Source organism: Arthrobacter sp. AOP36-C1-22 (assembly GCF_052377515.1).
Classification (GTDB): domain Bacteria; phylum Actinomycetota; class Actinomycetes; order Actinomycetales; family Micrococcaceae; genus Arthrobacter_H.
In genome coordinates this window covers 1-24,792 of sequence record NZ_JBQSWW010000035.1, presented here as the reverse complement: position 1 = coordinate 24,792, position 24,792 = coordinate 1, and the positions used below count along the sequence as shown (strand labels likewise).

At 67.7% G+C, this 24,792-nt stretch carries 20 protein-coding genes and 1 riboswitch; of the genes, 6 read left to right on the top strand and 14 right to left on the bottom strand.

What is annotated here, in order from left to right:
- The 3 genes from ACT3S6_RS14595 to ACT3S6_RS14585 all read right to left on the bottom strand — a co-directional run.
- Positions 1 to 433, bottom strand: a 433-nt coding sequence (locus ACT3S6_RS14595; RefSeq protein WP_444555553.1) for a hypothetical protein, incomplete at its 3' end; no start/stop codon positions are given.
- Between the two features lie 104 nt (positions 434 to 537).
- A complete protein-coding gene (locus ACT3S6_RS14590; RefSeq protein WP_444555552.1) occupies positions 538 to 804 on the bottom strand; it encodes a hypothetical protein in 267 nt (88 codons plus the stop codon).
- Between the two features lie 102 nt (positions 805 to 906).
- Positions 907 to 4,296: a DEAD/DEAH box helicase gene (locus tag ACT3S6_RS14585; RefSeq protein ID WP_444555551.1), complete on the bottom strand. Its 3,390-nt coding sequence runs from the start codon at positions 4,294 to 4,296 to the stop codon at positions 907 to 909.
- Positions 4,297 to 4,374: 78 nt separating this feature from the next.
- Here ACT3S6_RS14585 and ACT3S6_RS14580 point away from each other — a divergent pair, with 78 nt between their 5' ends.
- Together ACT3S6_RS14580 and ACT3S6_RS14575 are read left to right on the top strand one after the other, a co-directional pair.
- Positions 4,375 to 5,535, top strand: coding sequence for an LOG family protein (locus ACT3S6_RS14580; RefSeq protein WP_444555550.1), 1,161 nt, complete (start codon positions 4,375 to 4,377; stop codon positions 5,533 to 5,535).
- A 106-nt stretch (positions 5,536 to 5,641) separates the two neighbouring features.
- Positions 5,642 to 6,859: a hypothetical protein gene (locus ACT3S6_RS14575; protein ID WP_444555549.1), complete on the top strand. Its 1,218-nt coding sequence runs from the start codon at positions 5,642 to 5,644 to the stop codon at positions 6,857 to 6,859.
- A 26-nt stretch (positions 6,860 to 6,885) separates the two neighbouring features.
- Here ACT3S6_RS14575 and ACT3S6_RS14570 read toward each other — a convergent pair whose 3' ends face one another.
- The 3 genes from ACT3S6_RS14570 to ACT3S6_RS14560 all read right to left on the bottom strand — a co-directional run bounded on the left by ACT3S6_RS14570 (position 6,886) and on the right by ACT3S6_RS14560 (position 10,366).
- A complete protein-coding gene (locus tag ACT3S6_RS14570) occupies positions 6,886 to 8,034 on the bottom strand; it encodes a VIT1/CCC1 transporter family protein (protein WP_444555548.1) in 1,149 nt (382 codons plus the stop codon).
- A gap of 235 nt (positions 8,035 to 8,269) precedes the next feature.
- On the bottom strand, positions 8,270 to 8,515 hold the full coding sequence (locus tag ACT3S6_RS14565; RefSeq protein ID WP_444555547.1) for a hypothetical protein: 246 nt from the start codon (positions 8,513 to 8,515) through the stop codon (positions 8,270 to 8,272).
- A 50-nt stretch (positions 8,516 to 8,565) separates the two neighbouring features.
- Positions 8,566 to 8,676: riboswitch (SAM riboswitch) on the bottom strand.
- 157 nt (positions 8,677 to 8,833) lie between these two features.
- The gene (locus tag ACT3S6_RS14560; protein ID WP_444555546.1) at positions 8,834 to 10,366 is read right to left on the bottom strand and encodes a sodium:solute symporter; all 1,533 of its coding nucleotides are present in this window, start codon (positions 10,364 to 10,366) and stop codon (positions 8,834 to 8,836) included.
- 166 nt (positions 10,367 to 10,532) lie between these two features.
- On the opposite strand from ACT3S6_RS14560, the gene ACT3S6_RS14555 reads away from it, so the two are divergent.
- Positions 10,533 to 11,108: a helix-turn-helix domain-containing protein gene (locus ACT3S6_RS14555; protein WP_444555545.1), complete on the top strand. Its 576-nt coding sequence runs from the start codon at positions 10,533 to 10,535 to the stop codon at positions 11,106 to 11,108.
- Between the two features lie 6 nt (positions 11,109 to 11,114).
- Here the strand turns inward: ACT3S6_RS14555 and ACT3S6_RS14550 are convergent, their stop codons facing one another.
- Positions 11,115 to 13,088 carry an amino acid transporter gene (locus ACT3S6_RS14550; RefSeq protein WP_444555544.1) on the bottom strand — a complete coding sequence of 658 codons (1,974 nt, stop codon included), beginning with the start codon at positions 13,086 to 13,088 and terminating at the stop codon, positions 11,115 to 11,117.
- A gap of 190 nt (positions 13,089 to 13,278) precedes the next feature.
- Here ACT3S6_RS14550 and speB point away from each other — a divergent pair, with 190 nt between their 5' ends.
- The 3 genes from speB (at position 13,279) to ACT3S6_RS14535 (ending at position 16,687) form a co-directional block, all read left to right on the top strand.
- Positions 13,279 to 14,265, top strand: a complete 987-nt coding sequence (speB, locus tag ACT3S6_RS14545; protein ID WP_444555543.1) for an agmatinase — start codon at positions 13,279 to 13,281, stop codon at positions 14,263 to 14,265.
- Positions 14,266 to 15,987 (top strand): thiamine pyrophosphate-binding protein, encoded by a 1,722-nt coding sequence (locus ACT3S6_RS14540; RefSeq protein ID WP_444555542.1) that lies wholly within the window; start codon positions 14,266 to 14,268, stop codon positions 15,985 to 15,987.
- A 100-nt stretch (positions 15,988 to 16,087) separates the two neighbouring features.
- Positions 16,088 to 16,687 (top strand): hypothetical protein, encoded by a 600-nt coding sequence (locus ACT3S6_RS14535; RefSeq protein WP_444555541.1) that lies wholly within the window; start codon positions 16,088 to 16,090, stop codon positions 16,685 to 16,687.
- Positions 16,688 to 16,699: 12 nt separating this feature from the next.
- Here ACT3S6_RS14535 and ACT3S6_RS14530 read toward each other — a convergent pair whose 3' ends face one another.
- The 7 genes from ACT3S6_RS14530 to ACT3S6_RS14500 all read right to left on the bottom strand — a co-directional run bounded on the left by ACT3S6_RS14530 (position 16,700) and on the right by ACT3S6_RS14500 (position 24,704).
- A complete protein-coding gene (locus ACT3S6_RS14530; protein ID WP_444555540.1) occupies positions 16,700 to 17,158 on the bottom strand; it encodes a universal stress protein in 459 nt (152 codons plus the stop codon).
- 73 nt (positions 17,159 to 17,231) lie between these two features.
- Positions 17,232 to 18,137, bottom strand: a complete 906-nt coding sequence (gene purU, locus ACT3S6_RS14525; protein WP_444555539.1) for a formyltetrahydrofolate deformylase — start codon at positions 18,135 to 18,137, stop codon at positions 17,232 to 17,234.
- Between the two features lie 31 nt (positions 18,138 to 18,168).
- Positions 18,169 to 19,569 carry an L-serine ammonia-lyase gene (locus ACT3S6_RS14520; RefSeq protein WP_444555538.1) on the bottom strand — a complete coding sequence of 467 codons (1,401 nt, stop codon included), beginning with the start codon at positions 19,567 to 19,569 and terminating at the stop codon, positions 18,169 to 18,171.
- The gene (locus tag ACT3S6_RS14515) at positions 19,569 to 20,213 is read right to left on the bottom strand and encodes a sarcosine oxidase subunit gamma (RefSeq protein ID WP_444555537.1); all 645 of its coding nucleotides are present in this window, start codon (positions 20,211 to 20,213) and stop codon (positions 19,569 to 19,571) included. The genes ACT3S6_RS14520 and ACT3S6_RS14515 overlap by 1 nt, the downstream gene beginning before the upstream one ends.
- Positions 20,206 to 23,136, bottom strand: coding sequence for a sarcosine oxidase subunit alpha family protein (locus ACT3S6_RS14510; protein ID WP_444555536.1), 2,931 nt, complete (start codon positions 23,134 to 23,136; stop codon positions 20,206 to 20,208). The genes ACT3S6_RS14515 and ACT3S6_RS14510 overlap by 8 nt, the downstream gene beginning before the upstream one ends.
- Positions 23,133 to 23,462, bottom strand: coding sequence for a sarcosine oxidase subunit delta (locus ACT3S6_RS14505; RefSeq protein ID WP_444555535.1), 330 nt, complete (start codon positions 23,460 to 23,462; stop codon positions 23,133 to 23,135). Before ACT3S6_RS14505 ends, ACT3S6_RS14510 begins: the two co-directional genes overlap by 4 nt.
- A gap of 24 nt (positions 23,463 to 23,486) precedes the next feature.
- A complete protein-coding gene (locus tag ACT3S6_RS14500) occupies positions 23,487 to 24,704 on the bottom strand; it encodes a sarcosine oxidase subunit beta family protein (protein ID WP_444555534.1) in 1,218 nt (405 codons plus the stop codon).
- Between the last annotated feature and the right edge of the window lie 88 nt (positions 24,705 to 24,792).

Below are 24,792 nucleotides of genomic sequence, written 5' to 3'. Positions count from 1 at the left end.
CAGAGGAGCATTCGCTGCCGAACCTGACGGTCGTGCGCTGAGCATTGGTGCCATAGGAAACGTATTGCCCCGTGGTGCTTTCCGCGTCGACGGAGGACGTCTCACCATCGGTCGTGCCGGGGATATATCCGGTGACCTTCAGACCCCGGTCTTCGAGCACCGACTTGATGCGCTTGATCTCGGCCGGGCCTTCCTTGCTGGGCCCGGAGAGCAGGAGCAACAATAATTGCCGTGGTCCGTCGTCGTCGGCACCGGCGCAGGCCTTCGGAGAGAATGAGGCACGGTCCTCGGGGGAGAAGGAATCGCCGTCGAGATACGTCCACTTTCCACCGGCTTCTTCGGTAAACTGGGCAATCTCGACATAGAAGTCCTCGCGGATCGATAAGGCGTCGCGCTGGCCGGAGGGGGAGGAAGCTGCCGTAGTTGCATCCATGGGTTCTCCTAGGTTGGGGGTGCAGGCGGTCATGGCCAAGGCGCCGACAAGTCCGAGAGCCAAGATGCCGCCGGTGGTGCTGCGGAGGGTCATCCGATGCCTTTCTAACGGGTGGGTTGATCGCGGTGTGTTTCAGAGCGTTCCCGCATCAGGCCCTCTGCCGTCTGCTGGAGGTGTTCCCCTACCCGGCCAGCTGACTCCTGGGTTCCGTCCACGGCGCTGTTTCCCGCTTCCTGAATCCCATCGATGAAGTAGTTTTGCCAATTGCCGAAATCATCACTCACCGTTTTCCCAGTGCTCTGGATGCTATCGACTCCAAAATTGAACTCGAGGACCGTGCGCACGGCGGGAACATCGATTTTCCACGTCATGTTGCCCCCCTCCACCGCCCGAATGCTCCTTCTTCCGGATTCAGGCTAGAAGAAAGCGCGTTATGGGGCGATGGGGAGAACTACCCATGCGCGGGGTGGGGACTACTCGACCAGCAGGTCCCTGATGTCCTGGGCGGTCATGGCCGAGCCGAAGCCCTCGCCGGCATCCATGACCGAGGAGATCAGCTGCCGTTTGGCATCCTGCAAAGCCACGACCTTCTCTTCGATCGTGTCCTTGGCGACCATCCGGTAGACCATGACGTTGCGGGTCTGCCCGATGCGGTGCACCCGGTCGACGGCCTGGGATTCGGCGGCGGGGTTCCACCAGGGATCCAGCAGGAAGCAGTAGTCGGCCTCGGTGAGGTTCAGCCCGAAGCCACCGGCCTTCAGCGAGATCAAGAACACCGGGGCCCGGCCGGATTTGAATTCTTCGATGACCTCGGAACGCCGTCGGGTGGACCCGTCGAGATAGGCGTAGTCGACGCCTTCGTCGTCGAGCCGGGAGGCGGTCTTCTTCAGGAACGACGTGAACTGGCTGAACACCAGGGCACGGTGGCCCTCGGCGAGCACGTCGGCCAGCTGCTCGAAGAGCACATCGAGTTTGGCCGAGGGAACGCCTTCGTATTCGGGATCAACCAACGAGGCATCGAGCGAGAGCATGCGCAACAACGTCAGGGACTGGAAGATGGTGAACCGGTTCTTGTCCATGTCCTCGACCAGGCGCAGGATCTTCTGTCGTTCGCGCTGCAGGTGGGTGTCGTAGATCTTCCGGTGCTTCGGTGCCAACTCGACATTGAGGACCTGCTCCTGCTTGGGCGGCAGATCGGTGGCCACGGCGTCCTTGGTCCGCCGGAGCATGAACGGGCGGATGCGTCGGCGCAATCTGGCCAACGGCTCATCCAGCCCCTGCTTCTCGATGGGGCGCTGGTAGTTCTCCGCGAAGCGCAGTGCCGAAGGGAAGAGGCCGGGGGAGACGATCGCGAAGATCGACCACAGTTCCATCAGGTTGTTTTCCATCGGGGTACCGGTGATGGCCAGTTTGAAGGCGGCGTCGAGATCGCGGGCCGCGTGGTGGGCCTTGGTGGCCTTGTTCTTCACGAACTGGGCCTCATCCAGGATCAGACCGGACCACCTCTGTGACTGGTAGGCCTCGGAGTCGAGCCGGAAGAGCGTATAGGAGGTGACCACGACGTCGTTCTCCGCAGCGATGGCTGCCAGCGGACGGGCGGCCCGGCCCTGGGTGTCGGCGATGGCGGCCACCCGCAGGTCGGGGGCGAAGCGCGCCGCCTCATCCGACCAGTTGGCCACCACCGAGGTCGGGGCAACCACCAGAAACGGTCCGGGCACGGAGGTGGAGGACGAGGCCGGGGTCCCGGTGGCAGCGTCGGATCCGCCGGTGGCATCGGGGGCGGAATCCCACTGGTCCTTGGCATGGAGGATCAAGGCGAGGGCCTGCACGGTCTTTCCCAGGCCCATGTCATCGGCCAGGACGCCGCCGAGGTTGTTGCGCCACAGCATGGCCAGCCATTCGAAGCCCTGACGCTGGTACGGACGGAACGTTGCCTTCAGCCCGGCGGGCAATGCCGGCGGATCGGCCTCGGCGACATCCAACAGCGAATTCACTCCGGCGTACCAGGAATCGGGGCCCTCGGTGACGGTGGCGAGCTCCTCGAGCTCTTCCCAGAGGGAGGCCTGGTAGCGGGTGATCTGCAGGTCGGAGTTCTTGTCGTTCAGGGTCCCGGCCTCGGCCACGAGGTCACGCAGCCTGTCGAAGAGCTGGTGCTCGAGGGAGAAGTAGGTCTTATCGGGCATGAGCATGCGGCTCTGCCCGCGGGAGAGGGCCCGCAGGACGTCGGCGAAGGGGATGCGGTGCTCCCCGACGGCGACGACCAGGCCGAGGTCGAACCAGTCGCGTTTATCCGATTCAACGGTGGTGACCGTCAGCTCGGGGGACTCGGTCAGCTCACGGTAGGCCGGGGGCTGACCGGTGACCCGGACCTCGAGGCCTTCGACCTGTTCCAGCAGCGGCAGCGACCGGCGGATGAAGTCCACGGTGTCCAGCCCGCGCAGGGTGCGCGGGACCAGGGCGCGACCGGCCAAGGTGGGGGAGTCCTCGACGGCGTGCAGGGCGGCGTCCTCGAGGGCCGATTCGGCCTCGACATCGCGCAGGTCCGCATCCACGGGGCCATGCCCGTAATCGAAGTCCCAGGCCAGCTCGGCGGTGTCCCCGCCGGGGTAGGTGACCTCGAGGATGAGTTTGGGCGGCAGGATCCCCGGCAGCTCGACCGAATCGTCGGCGGCATTGATGGCCAGCCGGCGTCCCAACCGCGGGTAGACGGAGGACATGAAGTCACCGACTTCCTGGGCGGGAACGACGACGGTTTCGGGCTGGTGCAGCAGGGCCACCTCGGCGGCATCGAGCTTCCGTGCGGTGGGCGCCAAGACGATCAGCTCGGCATCCTCCCGGGCCGCGTAGACGCCGTGGTTGCCGATGGCCCCCACGGGGGTCTCGGGGGACAGCTCGAGTTCCTGCCCGTCGAGACTGAGCAGGGGAGTCAGCCCCAGGGCCCCGTCGTCATCCTCCGGATGCCCGGCCGTGAGGGAGACGGAGGCGGTGTCGGCCAGCCGGATGGTGGTGGCGGACCGGGGGCCGATGAGCCGGATGCCCAGGGATTCGGTTTCATCCAGCAACGACCAGAGCAGCGGGGAGGAGAATTCGTCCAGGTAGAGCCAGTCGTTGTCCTCACCGAAGTAGAGCTGCCCGTTGGCGCGGTAGAGCGGGACGAACTGGCAGAACCAGCGATGCTGTTCCTCATCCAGGTTCAGTCCGTAGGTCTTGAAGCTGATGGTGTTCCAGCGCAGGTTGCCCCGGACCCAGCGTCCGTTGCCGGACCGGACCATGGGGCGCACGCCCAGGCGCCAACGGTGTCCGGAATTGTTCTGGTGTCCGACCCCGGAACCGGGAGCCCACTGCCGGTGGGCGACCTGGGTGGTGTCCTGGAGTTCGAACTGCAAGGCCAGGGGCTGGAGCTGGTGGCGGTCCGAGCCGCCCCGGGACCGGGCCCCTGCCCGGGGCTGCGGTGATCCGCTGCGGCCGCCGGCGCTGATCAGCGAATTCAGTGTGTCCTGCCAGGCGGGGACCTTCACCGGGGCAGCGGTGTTCTCGAAGAAGACCCGTTGGGCACGCAGGTGCAGGGTGTTCGAATAGATCAGCAGCGCGGCCGCGTGCTTGCAATGGGTGCCGACCGGGCAACTGCACCAGGTTTCGCCGACCGTCCACTCCCCCTTGCGGTCCACGAGGGCCACCGAGGTGCTGTAGGGCTCCTCCTCGGTGCCGATGACCCGGGCGGTCAGCCGGGGGTCCCCGGCGCTGAATTCCAGGTCCAGGACGTGCTCCGCATTGGCATAGCCCTTCCCACGGGTGAACGCCGCACCACCGACCACACGGAGGATTTCGCGGGCGTCAACGAGGGGAAAATCGGATTCTGCCATCCTCCTATCGTTTCACGTCCCGGCCCCTGCCGACGAACCAGGATGCCGGGCCGCCCGCTGTCGCCGTAGGGTGTGCTCATGAACTCCTCGCCGGCGATGCAGACACCGCCCCGTGAGCTGGACATCGACACGGTCGACCAGTTCGATTCCCGCACGAAGACCAGCGGTGTCCCGATGGCCGGTTGGCATTGCCAATCATTGGATCTGCGTGATCGTGGACGGGCGTTGGAGCGGTCCGACGTCTCCGGTGCCGTCTTCCTCGGCTGTGATCTGCCGCCGGGTTCCATCCCCGGTCTACGTCGCCGCGGGGCCCTGGTCTTCCCCGATCTGCCCGGGCTGCCGTTCGATCCGTACCGCGGCGGGCTCTACACGGCACAGGACCTCTATGCGGGACTGGAGGACCACGCCTACGAGGACACCCCCGATGCGCGCATCTATGCCTGGAGCCGCCACCGGGGTGCCGGTCGGGGCGGACTGAACATGGCCCTGGCCACCACCTTGCACGACCATGCGGTCGGCGTGGCCCTGGAGCAGCTGCTGGCCGGTGCGCACGACGGCGATGCCCCGGGGCGGATCCCCGGCCGCGGGGTGGTCGGGGTGATGGGTGGACACGCGGCCGAACGCGGCACCGCAGGGTTTCGTGACGCCGCCTATCTGGGACGCAGCCTGGCCCGCGCCGGGTTCACGGTCGCCACCGGGGGCGGCCCCGGGGCCATGGAGGCCGCCAATCTCGGGGCCTACCTCGCGGCGGAGGAGGACGAGGTCCTGGAGGCGGCCATCACGCGGCTGGCCGCCGCCCCGTCGTTCCGTCCCTCGATCTCGCAGTGGGCGCGCGCCGCGCTCGCCGTGCAGGAAGACCATCCCCGGGGAACACCCACGGTGGGGATCCCCACCTGGTTCTACGGGCATGAGCCGCCGAATCTGTTTGCGACCCATATCGCCAAGTTCTTCGCCAACTCGATCCGTGAAGACGTGCTGCTCAAGGCCTGCACCGGAGGGCTGGTGGTGCTGCCCGGGGCCGCCGGAACCGTGCAGGAGATCTTCCAGGATGCCTGCGAGAACTATTACGGAACCGCCAGGACCCAGACCCCGATGATCCTGGTGGGCCGGCGGCATTGGACCCGTGAACTGCCGGCCTGGCCGCTCTTGGAATCCTTGGCCGAAGGCCGGGACATGGCAGCGGCCATCCATCTGGTGGAGACCCCCGAGGCGGCCGTGGACATCCTCGCCGGCGGGTGACCGGCCCGCCGGGGGGCCCGGGCCCGGGGCAGGAGCCCCGGAACCCGTCGGCGCAGCGCCCGGTGAGATCCAGAGGATCGGCAGCTGCGCTGGGTAGGCTGGCGCTATGGACTCGAATCCCTATCTCGTGACCCGGCAGCGCCTGGTCCAGGCGCCTCCCGGGGCCATTTTCGAACTACTCGTCGACCCGTCGAAGCATCCGCTCATCGACGGCTCCGGCACGGTGAAGAGCGCCCGGCAGGACGAACCCCAGCGGCTGGCACTGGGCTCCGAATTCGGGATGGACATGCGCCTGGGCGTGGGATATCGGATCCAGAACACGGTGGTGGAGTTCGAGGAGAACCGGCTGATCGCCTGGCGGCATTTCAACGGCCACCGCTGGCGCTACGAATTGATCCCCGCCCCGCGGGGCACGCTGGTGCGTGAGACCTGGGATGCCTCGCGGCTGAAACGTCAATGGCCGCTGAAGGTCATGGGGTTCACTCGCAGCACCCCGGTGAACATCGAACGCACGCTGGATCGGTTGGCCGACTATTTCGACCCCAATACGCCGCGCCCCCCGGAGCCGGAACCACCGCGTCCCTCCCCGCGGAAGCCCCGCGCCAAGTCATTGACCCCCGCCCAGGAGGCGAAGGAGGCCGCCCGGAAGCAGGCCCGCGCCCAGAAGGCGGCGCAGCAGGATGAGGAAGGCGTTGCGGCCCAGGCGGCCAAGGCCGAACGGTTGGTGCTGGCGGAGGAAGCCGAGACCGCCCGTCGGGCGGCCCGGAACGAACGCACCGCCGAGGCCCGCCGCGCCCGTGAACTGAAGGAAACGGAAAAGACCGAGCAGGCCGCCCTGGCCGAACGCGCCCAGGCCGAGAAGGTCGCGGAACAGGAGCGGGTCGAGGCCGAGAAGGCGGCAGAGGCCGCCCGCGAGGAGCAGGCCAAGGCGCAGAAGGCGGCGGAGCTCGAGCGGGCCCAGGCGGAACGGACCGCCGCCGCCGAACGGGTCAAGGAGGAGAGGGCGGCCCGGCAGGAACACGAACGCCGGACGAAGGCCGCGCGGGCCGAGGAGGCCGAGGCGGCGAAGACCCGGAAGAACGCCCCGCAGGTGCCCGTGGAGCCGTTGCCGCCGATCGGGGCGACCCCCCGGCCGTTGACGACGACCCCACGCCGGCCCGCACGCGAGATGATCGCCGCAGCCAAGGCCGGACGGCGGGATGCTCCGGCCCCCGGGCAGGGCACCGAACCGGCCGGCGAGCCGGACACGCAGGAGCCGACCCCGCCCCCGGCGGGGGACCGCCGCCCCGTGGCCGCAGCCCGCCGGATGCGCCGCGCCAGCTGAACGGAAGGGGCCGGGTTCTGCGGGTCCTAGCCGATGTTCCCGCCGAAGAGCAGGCCGAGAACGTAGGTGACCCCGGCGGCACCGAGGCCGATGGCCAGCTGCCGGAACCCGCGTTTGGCCGGGGAGGCGCCGGAGAGCAGTCCGACGATGCCCCCGGTCAGCATCAACGCGACCCCGACCAGGAGCAGGGCCACCAGCAGGGCTGGCAGCCCGCCCATACCGAAGAGGTAGGGCAGGATCGGGACCAAGGCCCCCGAGGAGAAGAAGCAGAAGCTGGAGGCGGCGGCGCCGAAGGCGGAGCCCAGGGCCTCGTGTTCGTCGCCGCCGGTTTCGGTTTCGGGCACCTCGGGTTGCAGGGACAATGAGGGGTCGCAGTCGCAGCTGAAGGTCCCCAGCCGTTCGGCGGCCCGGTGCTCGGCGGCCTCCCGGCTCATGCCGCGGGCCCGGTAGACCAGGACCAGTTCGTTGGCCTGCAGGTCCAGATCCGGGGCGGCGATGAGCGTGATCTGGGTCGGTTGGGAGGCGGTGAGCAGTTCGCGCTGCGAGCGGACGGAGACGTATTCCCCGGCGGCCATGGACAGGGCGCCGGCGAGCAGGCCGGCGACCCCGGCAAAGAGGACCAGCGCGCTGGACACCCCGGCGGCGCCGATGCCCATCACCAGGGCCAGGTTGGAGACCAGCCCGTCGTTGGCCCCGAAGACGGCGGCCCGGAAGTTGCCGGAGAGCCGGTTGCGGCCGCGGATCGCCAGCCCGCGTACGACTTCCTCATGCACCAGCTCATCGGCGGCCATCTGAGCGGTGGCGTCGGCGTCGCTGTCGTAGGGGGAGGCGCCCTCGGCCCGTTGGGCCAAGGCCAGGACGAAGACCGAACCGAAGTTGCGGGCCATGAACCGCAGCATGACGCGGCTGAGCGAGGGGCGTGCGGTCTTCCGGGCATGCTCGCCCAGAAGATTGGACCAATGCTCCTGGTGGCGGGCTTCCGCCCGGGCCAGACCCAACAGGATCTGGCGTTCCTCGCCCTCACGGCGTTTGGCCAGGGTGAGGTAGATGGAACCTTCGACGCGTTCGTCGGCCAGGTATTTGCGCCAGCGCCGGATCTCGGCGGGCGTGGGCTCCCTACGCGAGGCCTCCGCGGCTGGCGGATCGGCGTCGGGGGAGGGGGCATCCGGTGTCATTGGGCGTCCTTCAATCGGTTCGTATGTCCCCGCGGTGGTGCGGGACTGCCGGTCAAAGGTCGGTGGGTGGCCACGAGCCTCGGACCGCCAGTGGCGGGCCGAAGGTCTCGTTCGCCCGGCGTGGTGCCGGGTGGAATGCCGGACCGCCGGGAGGGCGGTCGGTATGTCGACAGGTCCTCGTCCACCCGTGCCGGATCAACGATCCAGCGCGGGTGGGGTGTGGAACTACTCCCCTTCAGCCGACCAGCATACCCGAGGGAGCCTCGGCGCGGTCGCGGACGGGCAGGCGTTCAAGGAAGAACACCTGTGCTTCCCCGTCGGGGCGGTGTGCCCGGGGAATACGCACGGTCAGTGCGCAGGAGTCGGATTCCCAGACCGGTCGGCCGGCCGTGTTGGCCAGCGCATGGTCGAGATCCTTGGGGTGGGGCGCGATGAAGCGCTCCCAGTGACCGTCCACGTTGAGGCAGACGGTGCCTAGCATCGAATCGAAAATTGGAAGGACGGAGACGCTTTGCGCCACGGATTTCCTCTCGTGCGTTCTTACCCAACACGTTGTCGTGCGGGCCGCTTCTTCATCCGAACCACCCACGAACCTGGGGTTGGTGCGCGGGTAGTCGGAGCTGTTGCCCGCGTCTCATGAAGCTTTTTGCCAGCCTAACGTGATTGCCGGGGCAACCCAAGCTGTGTTCCACGTCATTCCCGCTGCATCCCAGCGTTGGTGCGGCTAGATTCGTGTTCGACATCTGCTCCCCCGGGAGCACTGTCACCCGGGGGGAACGAGGACGACGCCGGGGCGGGTTCAGGCTTGCTGATCGGCGGAAACGCCCTCCATGTCGACCCGTCCGGCGACCCGATCCGACCAGTGCCGGGCCACTTCCGGGCGGGTCGGCGGGGAGAGCAGGCTGAACAGGACATAGACCACCAACGAGGCGCCCAGACCGTAGTAGATGGGCTCATTGGCGTAGACCCCGGAGAACTTCTCGGTGGACAGTGCCTCCAGGGTGATCATGGTCGTCAGGGTGACCAGGGTCCCTGCCGCCATGGACAGGGCGGCGCCGATGCCGTTCCCGCGCTTCCAGAGCAGCCCGCCCAGGATCGCGACCAGCAGCCCGCCGACCAGGATGTCGTAGGCGATGGTCAGGGCGGCGACGACGTCGTTGACGAGGATCGCCAGGATGATCGCCACGGCCCCGAGGCCCAGGACCCAGTACCGGTTGGCGGCGACGTCGTGCTCGGGGTTGCGCCCGGTGTTGACCTCGATCTCCTTGCCGAACCAGCTGGCGACGAAGGGGGTGACGTCGTTGCGGGCCACGGTGGCCGCGGCGATGAGTGCGCCGGAGGCGGTGGACATCATGGCCGCCACGGCGGCGGCCAGGACGATCCCGCCGACGGCCACCGGAAGCAGGGTCATGGCGACCTCCGCGTAGACGACGTCCTTGCCCAGGGCCTCGATGTCGATGCCGGGCAGGGCGACCCGGGCGGACATGCCGATGATCGCCCCGGCGATGCCGTAGATCACGCAGTAGATGCCGGCGGTGGCTCCGCCCCAGCGGGCCACCTTGGGGGTGCGGGCGGTGAACACCCGCTGCCAGATGTCCTGGCCGATCAACAGGCCCAGGGTGTAGACCACGAAGTAGGTGATGATCGTCTCGGCGCCCAGGCCGCCCCAACTGAAGAATTCATCGCGGGCCCGTTCGGGGATGCCGGCGGAGATTCCCTCGAAGCCGCCGGCCGCCGAGAGGGCGAAGGGCAGCATCAGGGCGAAGACACCGACGGTCTTGATGACGAACTGGACCTGGTCGGCCAGGGTGATGGACCACATGCCGCCGATGGTGGAGTACACGAGCACGATCGCCCCGCCGACGGCGATGGCGAGCCAGCGGTCCCAGTCGAAGAGCACGACGAAGATCGTGGCGTAGGCCCCGGTGGAGGTGGCACAGAGCATCAGCGTGTAGGCCAGCATGACCACCGCCGAGGCGTTGGTGGCGTGTTTGGAGCCGTAGCGCAGGGTGAGCATCTGGGAGACGGTGAAGATCTTCAGTCGTTGCAGCCGCGGGGCGAAGAACATGCTCAGCAGCAGCACCCCGATGCCGATGGCGATGACCAGCCAGGCGCCGGAGAGGCCGAATTCGTAGCCCAGGCCGACGCCGCCGACGGTGGAGGCGCCCCCGAGTACGACGGCGGCCATGGTTCCGGTGTAGAAGAAGGGGCCGAGTCGGCGCCCCGCGACCAGGTAGTCGCTGCTGTTCTTGGTGCGGGACTTGCCCCACCAGCCGAACGCGAGCATCGCGATCAGGTACGCGATGACGATCGCGATATTGATGATGTCCATGGGGAACCTCTGGTCGGAAAAGGGAGGATGATCAAAAAATGATGTTTACAGGTAAACATCTGTTGCCTACTAAGCTAAAGTGATCTGGCTAACAGGTCAATTGGCCTATGCTGTGTGACGTAATGCAGCACCTACATCCATTGTGAAGACCCGGAGTACACCGCCCATGAAGGCCTTGCCCGTCGAGCCCAGCAACGCCCCGATTGCCATCGGTTCGAAGATCCGGGCGGCGCGTCATGCCCAGCGTATGACGATTGAACAGGTGGCTGAATCGACCGGGCTGACCAAGGGCTTCCTCTCCCGGGTCGAACGCGACCTGACCTCGCCCTCGGTGGCCTCGCTGGTCACGTTGTGCCAGGTCCTCTCGGTGTCGGTGGGGGAGCTGTTTGCCCAGCCCGAGACCCATGTGGTCCGTTTCGATGATGCCCCGCGGATCTCGTTGGGCGGGCACGGCATCATCGAACGCCTGGTGACCAGTCGGTCGGAGAAGCGGCTGCAGGTCATCCGCGCCGTCATCGAACCCCATGGGCAGGGCGAGGACGAACTGTATTCGGTGGATTGCGAGGTCGAGGTCCTGCATGTGGTCTCCGGGCGCTTCATCATCATCTTCGCCAATGAACGCTTCGAGCTCGAGGGCGGCGATTCGGTCACCTTCCCGGGCCGCGAACCGCATTCGTGGATCAACCCCACGGAGGAGGAAGCGGTGGTCCTCTGGACGCTGGTCCCTGCCGCGTCGAGGTAGCCGGGTTCAGCCGACATGGACCCACGGGCGTCGCTGCAGATCCGGTTCGGCCTCACGGAGCACCTCACGGGTCAACGGGGCGATCTCCCCTTGCCCCAACAGCAGGAAACCCAGCAGGTTGCGCACCGGTGAGCCCTCGGTCCAGCGGAAGTACAGATGCGGCATGATGCCGTATTCGTCGCGGATGCCCAGGCAGATCGCCGCCAGTGCCGTGCGGACCGAGGGGGCGGTGGCCTCCAGGACCGCATACCCGTGCCGCAGCGTGCCGCGGACCAGCACGTCCTGGGCGAAATCCGAATAATCACCGATGCCGATTTCGATGAACACCGGCTTCGCCGTGACCGGCAGGTGGCTGGCCGTGCGGGCATGCTGGAGCTTATGGCGATAGCGTTCGGCGCTGAACCTGACCGGCTCGTGGGCGATCAGGTTGACCGAGGAGGCCTCGGCGGCGGCACTCAACAGCGTGTGGGCCGCGACGTCGAAGGAAACGGTCGTGGCCCGTAGTTCCGTGGAACGGCGGAAGCGGGAAATGAAGGAGACGAAGAGGATCGCGATGATGAACAGTGCCGCGATCCGCAGCCCGTCGGGACGTTCGATGACGTTGGCGACCGTCGTATAGGTGAACACGAGGACGACGAGCGAGAACAGGGCGCTGCGCAGGGGTTGGCCCCGACGGTGGGCGGAGATCGCCACGGCGACCGCCGCGGACGTCATCAGCACCAGGACCCCCGTGGCGTAGGCGGCGCCCTGGGCGTCGACGCTGGCGTCGAAGGCGAGGGTGACGGCGGCGGCGATCAAGGCCAGCACCAGCACCAGCGGGCGGTTGGCCCGGGCCCATTCGGGGGCCATGCCGAAGCGGGGTAGATAGCGGGGGATGAGGTTGAGCAGGCCGGCCAATGCCGAGGCGCCGGCGAACCAGAGGATGAGGATCGTCGACAGGTCGTAGAGGGTGCCGAAGCCCTGACCGAGCTGCTCATGGGCCAGATAGGCCAGGGCCCTGCCGTTGGCGGCCCCGCCGGGTTGCAGGGCGTCGGCGGGGACCAGCCAGGTGGTGACCACGCAGGAAACGACCAGCAGCACGCTCATGGTCACCGCGGCGGTCGTCAATAGTTTCTTCGCCCCGGCGATCCGCCCCTCGGGGGCCGCCTCGGTGTCGTCGGCGCGGCCACGGATCTGCGGCATGACGGCGACCCCGGTCTCGAAGCCGGAGAGGCCCAACGCCAGCTTGGGGAAGACCAGCAGGGCCATGGCGATCATGAGCCAGGGACTGGCATGGCTGCTGCTCAGTGTCGTCCACCAATCACCGACGGGTCCGGGGGAGGCCGCGACCCGGACCAGGCTGGAGGCCAGGACGACGACGCTCAAGGCCAGGTAGAGGCCCACCAGGAGGACGGACAACGAGATGACTTCGGTGAAACCGCGCAGGAACAGCAGGGTCAGCAGGGCCAGCAGCACCAGGGTGATGGCCACGTTCTGGCCGCCCAGAAATGCCGGGGCGAAGGGGTTCTCGATGATGTGGGCGGTGGCATCGGCCGCGGAAAGCGTCATGGTGATCATGAAGTCCGTGGCGGCGAACCCCAGCAGCACCAGGACCAGCACCTTGCCCTTCCAATGCGGCAGCAGTCGTTCCAGCATGGCGATCGAGCCCTGGCCGTGGGGGCTTTCGGAGGCGACCCGGCGATAGATGGGCAGCGCGGCACCGAGGGTGACCGCGACGAGGACCACGGTGGCCAGGGGAGCCAACACCCCGGCGGCCAGGACGGCGATGGCCGGCTGGTAACCCAGCGTGGAGAAGTAGTCGAGCCCCGACAGGCACATGACCTTCCACCAGGGCTGGCCGGCCACCCGGGAGGGGCGGTCCTGCCAGGGGGCCTCGGGGTGGGCGACCGCCGAATCCATGAGCCAGCCACCGAGGCGCCCGCCGGGCGCCGAAGCGCCCGCGCGGCCGCCCGCGCGTCGAGGGCCTGCTGCACTGCTCATGAACCCGAACACTACGCTTGCCGGGGGCCTGTGAGGGGTCCGGGATCATCACGGTCTGGACCTTTCGGGCGGAACCTCGCCGGGCGTCTTGACTGTGCCACACACCACAAATAGCATGGAAGGCAACGAAAGTATCTTATTAGGCAACCATGGGCGGGATCGTTCAGGGGGCCCGTCGAGAAGGAGCAGCATGGAAGAGATCCGCGTCGAGGCCAATGGAAAGATCGGCCCCATCGATTCATCGAAGATCCCGCGCTTTGCCGGACCGGCGACCTACGCCCGTCTGCCGCGACTGGACCAGGCCCCGGAGGCCGGCATCAAGGTCGTCGGGGTCCCCTTCGACGCCGGGGTCTCCTACCGGCCCGGGGCGCGGTTCGGTTCCAACCATGTCCGGGAGTCCTCCCGCCTGCTGCGGCCCTACAACCCCGCCATGGACCTCTCCCCGTTCGAAGAGGTCCAGGTCGCCGATGCCGGGGACATGGCCGTGAACCCCTTCAACATCAACGACGCCATCGAAACGATCCAGCAGAACGCATTGGACCTCACCGCCGACGGCTCGACGCTGATGACCATCGGCGGGGACCACACCATTGCCCTGCCGTTGCTGCGCGCCGCCTCCGAGCGGGCCGGGGAACCGGTGGCCATGCTCCACTTCGACGCCCACCTAGACACCTGGGACACCTACTTCGGGGCCGAATACACCCACGGCACCCCGTTCCGCCGGGCCGTCGAGGAAGGGATCCTGGATACCGAGGCGATCTCCCATGTGGGAACCCGTGGACCGCTGTACGGTAAGAAGGACCTCGAGGATGACAAGCGCTTCGGCTTCGGCATCGTGACCTCCTCGGACGTCTACTACCAGGGGGTGCGTGAAATCGTCGATAAGCTGCGCGACCGCATCGGCAACCGGCCGCTGTACATCTCCGTGGACATCGACGTGCTCGACCCGGCTCATGCCCCCGGCACCGGCACCCCCGAGGCCGGCGGCATCACCAGTCGCGAACTGCTGGAGATCCTGCGCGGGATGCGCGGGATGAACCTGGTCGGAGCCGACCTCGTCGAGGTGTCCCCGGCCTACGACCATGCCGAGATGACCGGCATCGCGGCCTCCCACGTCGCCTACGACCTCGTCTCGCTGATGGCGGATAAGCGAACCACCGAGCAGAAGGATTCCTAAGTGCCCGACACCCTGCAGAACACCCCGGAAACCTCCGGGAACACCGCACCGCGCAACGGCGGCGACCTGGCGATCGAGACCCTGAGCGGACTCGGGGCCCGCACGGTCTTCGGCATCCCGGGCCAACACGCCCTGGGCCTGTTCGATGCCCTGTCCCGGTCGGACCTGGACTTCGTCTCCTCCCGGGTGGAGAACAACTCGGCCTTCGCCGCCGACGGCTACTCCCGCGCGACCGGTGAGGTCGGCGTCCTGTTCCTGTCCACCGGCCCCGGGGCCCTGACCTCGCTGGCCGGTCTACAGGAGGCCTATGCGACGGGCGTGCCGATGGTCGTCATCGCCAGCCAGATCCCGTTGGACGGCCTCGGGGCCCGACGCAAGGGCATGCTCCACCAGCTCGACGACCAGAAGGCCTCCGCCGCGAACGTCACCAAATCCCAGCGCACCGTCCACCACGCCTCGGGGATCCCCTCGGCGATCCAGGACGCCTGGTCCGACGCCATCACCGTGCCGCAGGGGCCGGTCTGGGTCGAGGTCCCGCAGGACGTGCTGCTCTCCGAGGTCTTCGTCCCGCCGGTGGTCGACGCGCTCGCCGAAGCCTACGAGCACCCCCCGCGGGTGGAACTGATCGAGGAAGCGGTCCGCTGGCTCGGCCAGGCCCACCGTCCGGCGATCGTGGCCGGTGGCGGTGTCCGCCGGGCAGGGGCCCAGGCCGAGCTGCTGCGCGTGGCCGAACAGCTCCGCGCCCCGGTGATCTCCTCACCCGGGGGCAACGGTGCCTTCCCGTGGGAACACCCGCTGAGCCTGCAGTCGTGGATCGAGGACCGTCACACCACCGAGGTCCTCGAGGACGCCGACGTGCTGATCGTCATCGGCTCGGCGCTGGGCGAAGTCACCTCCAACTACTTCACCCTGGCCCCGCGCGGACGCATGATCCAGATCGACGCAGAACCCCGGGTGCTGGAATCCAACAGCCCGGCACTGGGCATTCGTGCCGACGCGAAAACCGCCCTGCGCTTCCTCTCGGACGCCCTGGAGGTCCAGCGCACCACGGGAGCCGGACGCGACGCGGAATCCGTCGACTGGCACGGAAAGACCCCCGAGCAGGTCGTGGCCGAGACCCTGGACCTGGTGAGAGCACGCCTGGACGCCCAGGATCTGGGCATGGAACGGCAGTTCATGGCGGACATCCGGGCCGCCGTCCCGGCTACGATGCAGACCTTCTGGGATATGACGATCGCCGCCTATTGGGGGTGGAGCTGCTGGGATGCCCGCGAGGGCGGGTTCCATTCGGCGCAGGGTGCCGGCGGCCTGGGATATGGGTATCCCGCGGCCATCGGTGGTGCCGTCGGTCTTGCGGTGGATGGGAAAACCGGGATCGATGGGCGCGTGTTGGCCGTCTCCGGCGACGGTTCGGCCATGTACTCGATCGCCGAGCTGGCCACCGCCAAACAGCACCACACGGCGGTGACCTGGCTGATCGTCGACGACGGGGGCTACGGCATCCTGCGCGAATACATGGAAGGGGCGTTCGGCAAGGCCACGGCCACCGAGCTGTCCCGGCCTGACTTCGTGGCCCTGGCGGAGTCCTTCGGTATCCCGGCGCGAGCCGTGGCCCCCGAAGACATCGCCCAGGCCCTGGAGGAATCCTTCGCGGCGGATGGCCCGAACGTCATCGTGGTCCAGACCCTGCTGAAGATGTTCGCCCCGACCCACCTGGACTAAGCGTCCGGGAAGGTCCCGGGGCGGCAATGACCGATGTCACTGCCGCCCCGAAGCCCCCCGGTAGTAGGGTCGTGAGCCGATCCCACGACGGAAGCAGGCCATGGAAGAACGCACGAGCACCCCGGACCAGGGCGCCGCCACGGCGCCGCCGCCCACCGGCACGACCCCGGTTCCCGGATATCGGCGGATGGGACATCCCCGGGTATCGGGTTCGGTGGTCGGCGCGGTGGGCGGCTGCGCTTTCATCGTCGTGAATACCCCGGCCCTGGACGGGCCGTGGGCCCTGGGCCTGCGGCTACTCGGGCTGGCCGCCCTCGGACTGTGGGTCTGGGCGGTGCTGCTGCGGCCCCGGCCGCTTCCGCCCCACCCCCGGCCGGACCGGACCGGTGGGATCGTCTATTTCGGCGGGTTGATCGCCATGTTCGCGATCATGTTCATCGGGATCCGCTGGCTCGAAGCCGCAGGGCGCGAGGGCCTGGAACCGGCGGTGGTCGCCCTGGCCGTGGGCGCACATTTCCTGCCCTATGCCCGGGCCTTCGCCGCCCCGATATTCCTCTGGCTCGGCTCGGTCATGGTGGCGCTGGGGATCGCCGGGCTGGCCCTGGGGCTGACCAGCACCGTGGTGGCCGCCCCGGCAGCGGCAGTCGCCGCCGGCTTCGTACTGCTCATCGGCAGCGCCGTCGACGCGCTGGGCGTCTGAACGGGGCGTGGATCAGTCGGGGATCTCGGTATCGGCCAGTGCTGGACCCCGCACCACCAGCACCGGGCAGAAGGACCGGGCGATGCAGGCCGAACTGACCGAGCCCATCAGCAGCCCGACGAATCCTCCGCGGCCCCGACGACCGACGATGAGCATATCGGCCTCCTTGCTGGCCTCGATCAGGGTCGGCCGGGCACTGCCCTGACGCAACCGGATGCTCACGTTCTCCGGGATCTGCGGTCCGTAGGCCTCCTTCAAGGCGGCCGCGACCGTGTGTTCGACGCGTTCGGAGAACCCCTCGATGCCCATGACTTCGTACCGTTCGGGCATCGGCGGGTAGTCCCAGCAGGCGGTCGCTTCGATCCGTGCGTTCAACCCGACGGCGACATGCCGGGCCTGACGCAGCGCCTCCACCGATGAGGCGGAACCATCGACTCCGACAATGACCAATCCCTGGCGTTCTTCTGCCATCACAACCTCCGATCCCTCCCCGTGCGGGGAGGCTCCTGGCCTTCCAGCTTATCGTCGACGGCTTGCTGTACAGCTAGCGCAGGACCACGGTCCTGTTCTCCAGCAGGAACACCCGGCCCTCACAATGCCACCGCACGGCGTTGGATAGCGCCCGGCATTCGGTATCTCGTCCGGCCGCGACCAGATCCGCGGGGGAGAAGGTGTGGTCCACGTCCTGGACCTGTTGGGAGATGATCGGCCCCTCGTCCAATTCGCTGTTCACGTAATGGGCGGTCGCCCCGACCGTCTTCACCCCGCGGGCATGGGCCTGGTGGTACGGCTTGGCCCCCTTGAAACTGGGTAGGAAGGAATGGTGGATGTTGATGGTGCGCCCGGTGAGTTGGCGGCTGAGCTCATCGGAGAGGATCTGCATGTAGCGTGCCAGGACCACCAGTTCGACGTCGTAGTCCTCCATCAGTTCCAGCAGCCGGGCCTCGGCCGCCGGCTTGGTGTCGGCGGTGACCGGAACGTGGTGGTAGTCGATGCCATGCCATTGAACCAGCGACTGGTGGTCGAGGTGGTTGGAGACGACGGCGACGATCTCCACCGGCAATTCGCCCATGCGTGAACGATAGAGCAGGTCGTTGAGGCAGTGCCCGAATTTGGAGACCATCACCAGCACCCGGCGCTTCTCGTTCAGCGGGCGTAGGCTCCACTGCATCCCGTACGTGGCGCCGAGTTCGGAGAAGGCCCCACGCAGGCGCTGGAGTTCGAGCTCCGGATCCAAGGCGACCAGCGGGGAATCCGGGCCCGGACGGCTGACGAAATGCACCCGCAGGAAGAACCTGCCCTCATGGAAGTCGTCGAATTGACGCAACTCATGGATGTCCCCGCCATGGTCGAGCAGGAACCCCGACACCGCATGGACGATGCCCGGTCGTTCGGCGCAATCGAGGCTCAGGACGAATTCGTGCATGGGGGAGTCGGAGGCCTGGACCATGGGTTCCTGCTTTCTGGAAAGGGAGGGCTGCTCAGCACTCGATGACGTTCACGGCGAGTCCGCCGCGCGAGGTTTCCTTGTACTTATCCTTCATGTCCGCCCCGGTCTGACGCATCGTTTCGATGGCCTGATCCAGGGTGACCCGGTGTTCGCCGTCACCGTGGCGGGCCAACCGGGCGGCGTTGATGGCCTTGACCGAGGCGATGGCATTGCGTTCGATGCACGGAATCTGCACCAGCCCGCCCACGGGATCGCAGGTCAGCCCCAAGTTATGCTCGATTCCGATTTCCGCCGCGTTCTCGACTTGTTCCGGGGTGCCGCCCAGCACCGCGCAGATGCCCGCCGCAGCCATCGAACAGGCCGACCCGACTTCGCCCTGGCAGCCGACCTCGGCGCCGGAGATCGACGCGTTCTGTTTGAACAGGATGCCGATGGCCGCGGCAGTGAGCAGGAACGTGACGATCCCGTCCTCGTCCGCGCCGTCGATGAACCGCGCATAGAAGTGCAGCACCGCCGGGATGATGCCGGCGGCCCCGTTGGTCGGCGCCGTGACGATGCGCCCACCCGAGGCATTCTCCTCGTTCACCGCCAGGGCGTAGAGGTTCACCCATTCCATCGCCCATAGCGGGTCGGCCGGTTCCAGCCCGTTGATGCGGCCTTCCGCCTCCTGCTGGCGCAGCTTCTCCCGCAACTCCGGGGCACGACGGCGGACCTTCAGCCCGCCGGGCAGCACCGGCTCGGTACGGGTGCAGCCGTTTTCCACGCATTCCTCCATCACCGACCAGATGTGCAGCAGGGCGGCCCGGGTTTCCGCCTCGGGCCGCCAGGAGTTCTCGTTGGCCATCATCACTTCTGCGATGGACAGTCCGGAGGTCTGGCAGGCGGCCAGCAGCTCGCCGCCGGTGTTGAACGGATGCGGCAACGGGGTCTCGTCGGAGACGAGCTGGTCGGCTTCAGCCGAGACGTCGTCGACCACGAACCCGCCGCCGATGGAGTAGTAGGTGCTCTGACGGATCGTCGCTCCGTCCGCCCCGAAGGCCTGGAAGACCATGCCGTTGGGGTGGGCGGGCAACGATTTGCGCCGGTGCAGGACCACGTCACGTTCATCGTTGAATCCGATATCGGCGCCACCGCCCAGCGGCAGCCTCCCCTCGCGGAGGCAGGAGGCCACCAGCTCCCCGGCGATGGCGGTATCGACCGTCGCCGGATCATGTCCGGCCAACCCGAGGATCACCGCCTGATCGGAATGGTGGCCGATGCCGGTGGCCCCCAGGGAGCCGAAGAGTTCGGCCTTGACCCGGGCCACCGAGGACAGCAGGGAGTCCGCGGCCAGCCCGGCGGTGAACCGCCGGGCCGCCCGCATGGGACCGACCGTATGGGAGGAGGAGGGACCGATTCCCACCGAGAACAGGTCCAGGGTGCTCAGTGCCATCAGGCCACCTCTGCCGCCGAGAACTCGAGCATGGCATCGAGCAGCCAATGCACCATGTAATCGGCGAAGGAGGCGCGCGGCATGATCCGGAACGTGTCCTCCTGCGTCTTCCACAAGATCACCGGCACGGGGCCGATGGTCGTGGTGACGGCTGAACCGGTGGCGAAGACCGAGGGGTGCATATCGAAGTGGCACCCCTTCTCCAGGACCGACCGGGCCGAGGGGCCCGAGAGTTCCAGCGTGGTGCGGTTCCCCGACAGGTCCACGACGGAGCCGGGCAGGGCGCCTTCGCCGTCGCCCAGCAGCTCGGCCAGGGGAGCGGCGTCCACGCTGTCCGGGGGCCCGACGAGCAGGAACTCATCAGGTCCCTGCCACAGGACCGCGCGGTCCTGGTCGCCGCCGACTTCGCCCACGCGCTGCGGCAGGGAGAGTCCCAGCGCCGACTCCATGACCCGGGCGGTGGCCGACCCCGGCACGACCCGCAGGCCGATCTGGGTCAGGAACGGCAGTTCACGCAGGGCGACGCCCCGTTCACCGGCGACGGAGCCGGCGGCCATGTTCCGGGCCAGATAGCCGACCGGGCTGGTGCGCAGCGCGGCGACCTCCTGGCTCACGGAGGGTGCTTCCAAGGTGTTCTCAGCCATCGCGACGGCTCCCTTCAGGGTCGTAGAGGATGGGGGATGCGATTTCGACGTCGACGAGTTCGCCGTCCAACAGGGACTGCACGACCTCGCCCATGCGGTTGCGGCCGTTCTTGACCAAGGCCAGACCGAAGGTTCGGCCCAGGGCCGGGCTGCGGTAGCTGGAGGTCACGTGGCCCTCCATGGGCACCGGACCCTGCTGGGGGGTGATGGGTGTTCCGGAGGTGACCAGCTGCGCCCCTTCGGGCAACAGCGTGGTCTTGTTCACCGGCAGCACCCCCACCAGATGGTGGCGGTCCTCGCGGGCCGTATCGGCACGGGCATAGGAGCGCTTGCCGATGAAGTCCTTGAGTTTGGAGACCACCCAATCCATGCCGGCGTCCTGCGGGGTGACGGTCCCGTCGGTGTCCTGCCCGACGATGATGAACCCCTTTTCGGCGCGCAGCACGTGCATCGTCTCGGTGCCGTACGGGGTGATATTGAATTCGGCGCCGGCCGCGGCGACGTCCTCCCACACCTTGAGTCCGTACCAGGACGAGACGTTGATTTCGAACGCCAGTTCACCGGAGAAGGAGATCCGGCAGATCCGTGCCGGGATCCCGCTGGCCAACGTGGTCTCGCGGAAGGCCATGAACTTGAAGTTCTCGTTGGTCAGGTCCAGATCGGGGGCCAGCTTGGCGATCACGGCGCGGGACTTGGGCCCGACGACGGCGACCGTGGAGTACTGCTCGGTCACCGAGGTGCACACCACATCCAGTTCCGGCCACTCGGTCTGCAGCCATTCCTCGAGCCAGTCCAGGATCTTCGCCGCCCCACCGGTGGTGGTGGTCATGAAGTAGCGGTCCTCTTCCAGCCGCAGGGTCACCCCGTCGTCATAGATCATCCCGTCGGGGGTGCACATCAGGCCGTAACGGCCCATCCCGTTCTTGAGCTTCTTGAACCCGTTGGTGTAGATCCGCCCGAGGAACTCCCCGGCGTCGCGGCCACGGATCTCGATCTTGCCCAGGGTGGTGGCGTCCTGGAAGCCCACGGATTCACGGGTGGCCGCGCATTCACGCTGCACCGCGGTATCCATGTCCTCGCCGTCCAGCGGGAAGTAGCGCGGACGCTTCCACTGGCCGACGTCCTCGAACACCGCCCCGTGGGCCAGATGCCAAGGGTGGATCGACGTCAACCGGGCCGGGTCGAGCATTTGTCCGCGCTGGCGGCCGGCCAGGGCGGCGAAGGCGACCGGGGTGTAGGGCGCCCGGAACGTGGTGGTGCCGATCTCCCCGAGCTCCTCGATGCCCAGGACGGCGGCGATGACGCCGATGGCGGCCACGCCACTGGTTTTGCCCTGGTCGTTGGCGGTGCTGATCGAGGTGTAGCGCTTGATGTGTTCCACCGAGCGCATGCCGGCCCCGGTGGAGCGGACGACGTCGGCGACCGTCTGGTCGCGTTGCAGGTCCACGAAATGGGTGTCCCATTCGCCTTCGCTGCCTCCGGTGCCATGGACCAGCCACAGGGGCCGGGACGGGGCGATGTCGCAGGCCGCGGTCGAGGCGGCGGCGACGGAAGCCGAATGCCCGACGGCGGCGATGGCCTCGCCACCGGAGGCATGGCCCTCGGACAGGCAGGACGCCAGATCGTAGGAACCGTTCAAGGCGCCGGCCGTGTGCATGTTCTTCAGCGGCTTGCCCGGCACGAAGGCCGCGAGCTCCTGGTTCCAGGCGACCTTGCCCTGGCGCTGGCTGTAGAGGTGCACCACCGGGCTCCACCCGTTGGAGACCGCCAGCAGGTCCGCGTCGATCTCTTCGGCGGTGCCGGTGGCCTGACCGTCATGGTCCACCGCGGTGACGGTCACCGAGGCGACGCGGCCCGACCCGTCGGCGGCGGTGTCCACCACGGCGGAGCCCAGCAGCGAGCGGACGCCGGTGGCCGCCAGGACCTTCGAGGCTTCGGCCGAGGCCTCGGTGCGGGAGTCGACGACCGCGGCGACGACGACGCCGGCCGCATGCAGGTCGGCGACCGTGGCGTAGGCGGCGTCGTTGGTCGTGGCGACCACGACCCGGGAACCGGCGGCGACGCCGTAACGGTTCAGGTAGCTGCGCACCGCGGAGGAAAGCATGACGCCGGGGCGGTCGTTGTTGGCGAAGACCAGCGGACGCTCATGGGCGCCGGTGGCCAGCACGACCTGCTTGGCCCGGATATGCCAGATGCGTTCGCGGGAGACCCCGGCCCCCGGATCCTCGGCCAGGTGGTCGGTGCGCCGCTGGACGGCGATGATGTAGTTCTCGTCGTAGGCGCCGAAGGCCGTGGTGCGGTTCAGATAGGTGAACTCCTGGCCCCGGCCCAGTTCCTCGGCGGTGTCCGCGGCCCACCGGGCGGCGGGGGTGCCGTTGATCTCCTCGGTGCTGGAGGAGAGCAGCGATCCGCCCGGATCCGGCTGTTCGTCGATGAGGATCGTGCGCGCCCCCGAGTCCGACGCCTGGCGGGCGGCGGCCAGCCCGGCGGGGCCGGCGCCGACGACGAGCACGTCGGTGTGCACGTACTTGCGGTCGTAGTAGGCCTCGTCACGGCGTGGATCCATGACCCCCAGACCACTGAGGTAGTTGGCCTTCATCCCGTCGGTCACGTGGGTGACCGTGGCCGGGAGCATGGACTCGTCGACCTGCCCGGCGAAGCGGGAGGCGACGGTGATCAGGGCGTTGGGCTCCTCGACGCCGGCGGCCAGGATGCCGCGCGGGCGGTTCAGGTACAGCGAGTTGCCGCAGCCGATCCGGCCGGCGGCGAGGGCGGCCGAGGCCACCGTGTCACCGGGGTGGGCTTCGAGGGCCCGCCCGTCGAGGGTGAGGCTGATGGTCCGGGACCTGTCGATGCCGTGGCCCTGGACCTGGTCGGCGCCGAGGCGGCCTGCCAGCGGCGCTGCGGGCTGGGTGGGGCTCATCGTGTTCCTCCTTCGGGGGTGTTCTGCCGTGCGTGGATCAGCTCGGGGGAGGCGATATCGGGTCTCGGCTCGTTCAACTGGTAGATGGCTTGGATTTCATAGGTGGAGGTGTCCCGCAATGCGTTGAACCATTTGCGGCAGCCGGCGGCGTGGTTCCAGCGTTCGGCGAAGATGCCCTTGGGGTTCTTGCGGTAGAAGAGGTAGCGCGACCATTCGCTGTCGGTCAGCTCGTCCGGGTTCTCCGGATAGGCGACATGGGCCTGGCCGCCGTAGTGGTATTCGGTTTCATCGCGTGGCCCGCAGTTGGGGCATTCAATGAGCAGCATGGGAAGTCCTTCTGGAAGTGGGTGCTAGTGAGCGACGGCGGCAGCGCCGTGCTCGTCGATCAGCTGTCCGGTCTCGAAGCGGTCCAGCGCGTACGGGGCGTTTAGCGGGTGCGCTTCCCCGGTCGCGATGGTGTGGGCGAAGGTGTAGCCGGCCGCGGGGGTTCCCTTGAAGCCACCGGTGCCCCAGCCGCAGTTCACGTACATCCCCTCGATCGGTGTCGGGGACACGATGGGGGAGGCGTCCATGGTCACGTCGACGATGCCGCCCCAGGTGCGCAGCAGATGCGCCCGGGAGAAGATCGGGAACAGTTCGACCGCGGCCGACATCTGCTCTTCGATGACATGGAAGGCACCGCGCTGGCCGTAGCCGTTATAGGGGTCCACGCCGGCACCCATGACCAGTTCGCCCTTATGTGCCTGCGAAACGTAGACGTGGACGTGGTTGGACATGACCACCGTGGGGTGGACCGGCTCGAAGAGCTCGGAGACCAGGGCCTGCAGCGGGTGGGACTGGATCGGCAGGTCGAAACCCGCCATTTCGGCCAGGACCGAGGAGTGTCCTGCCCCGCACAAGCCCACCTTGTCGGTGAGGATGCGTCCTTGGCTCGTCTCGACGCCGACCACGCGGTTGCCGTCCTTGACGAATCCGGTGACTTCGCAGTTCTGGATGATGTCCACGCCCATCTCGTCGCATTTGCGGGCGAAGGCCCAGGCGACGTGGTCGTGCTTGGCGATGCCGGCCCGCGGCTGGTAGGTCGCGCCCATGACCGGGTAGCGGATGTCGTCCCCGGTGTTGATGATCGGGCACAGCTCCTTGACCTGGTTCGGCTCCAACCATTCGGCGTCCACCCCGTTCAGGGCGTTGGCATTGACCCGGCGTTTGGAATCGCGCACTTCCTGCAGGGTGTGGGCGACGTTCATGACCCCGCGCTGGGAGAACAGGAAGTCGTAGTCCAGCTCCTCGGGCAGGCCCTCCCAGAGCTTGAGCGAGTGCTCGTACAGCGCCGCGCTCTCGTCCCAGAGGTAGTTCGAACGGATGATGGTGGTGTTCCGGGCCATGTTGCCGCCGGCCAGCCAGCCGCGTTCCAGGATGGCGATGTTCGTCATTCCATGGTTCTTCGCAAGATAGTAGGCGGTGGCCAGGCCGTGTCCGCCGCCGCCGACGATCACTGCGTCATAGGAGGGCTTGGGTTCGGCATTGCGCCACAGGAATTCAGGGTGCTCGGGCAGCAGATCGGCCATGATCAGGCTCCAATCGTGGAAGAGAGAAGGGGAAGTTCCGGGTAGAGCGGGTGGGCGGTGGCCAGGGCGGTGACCCTGGCCTTCAACG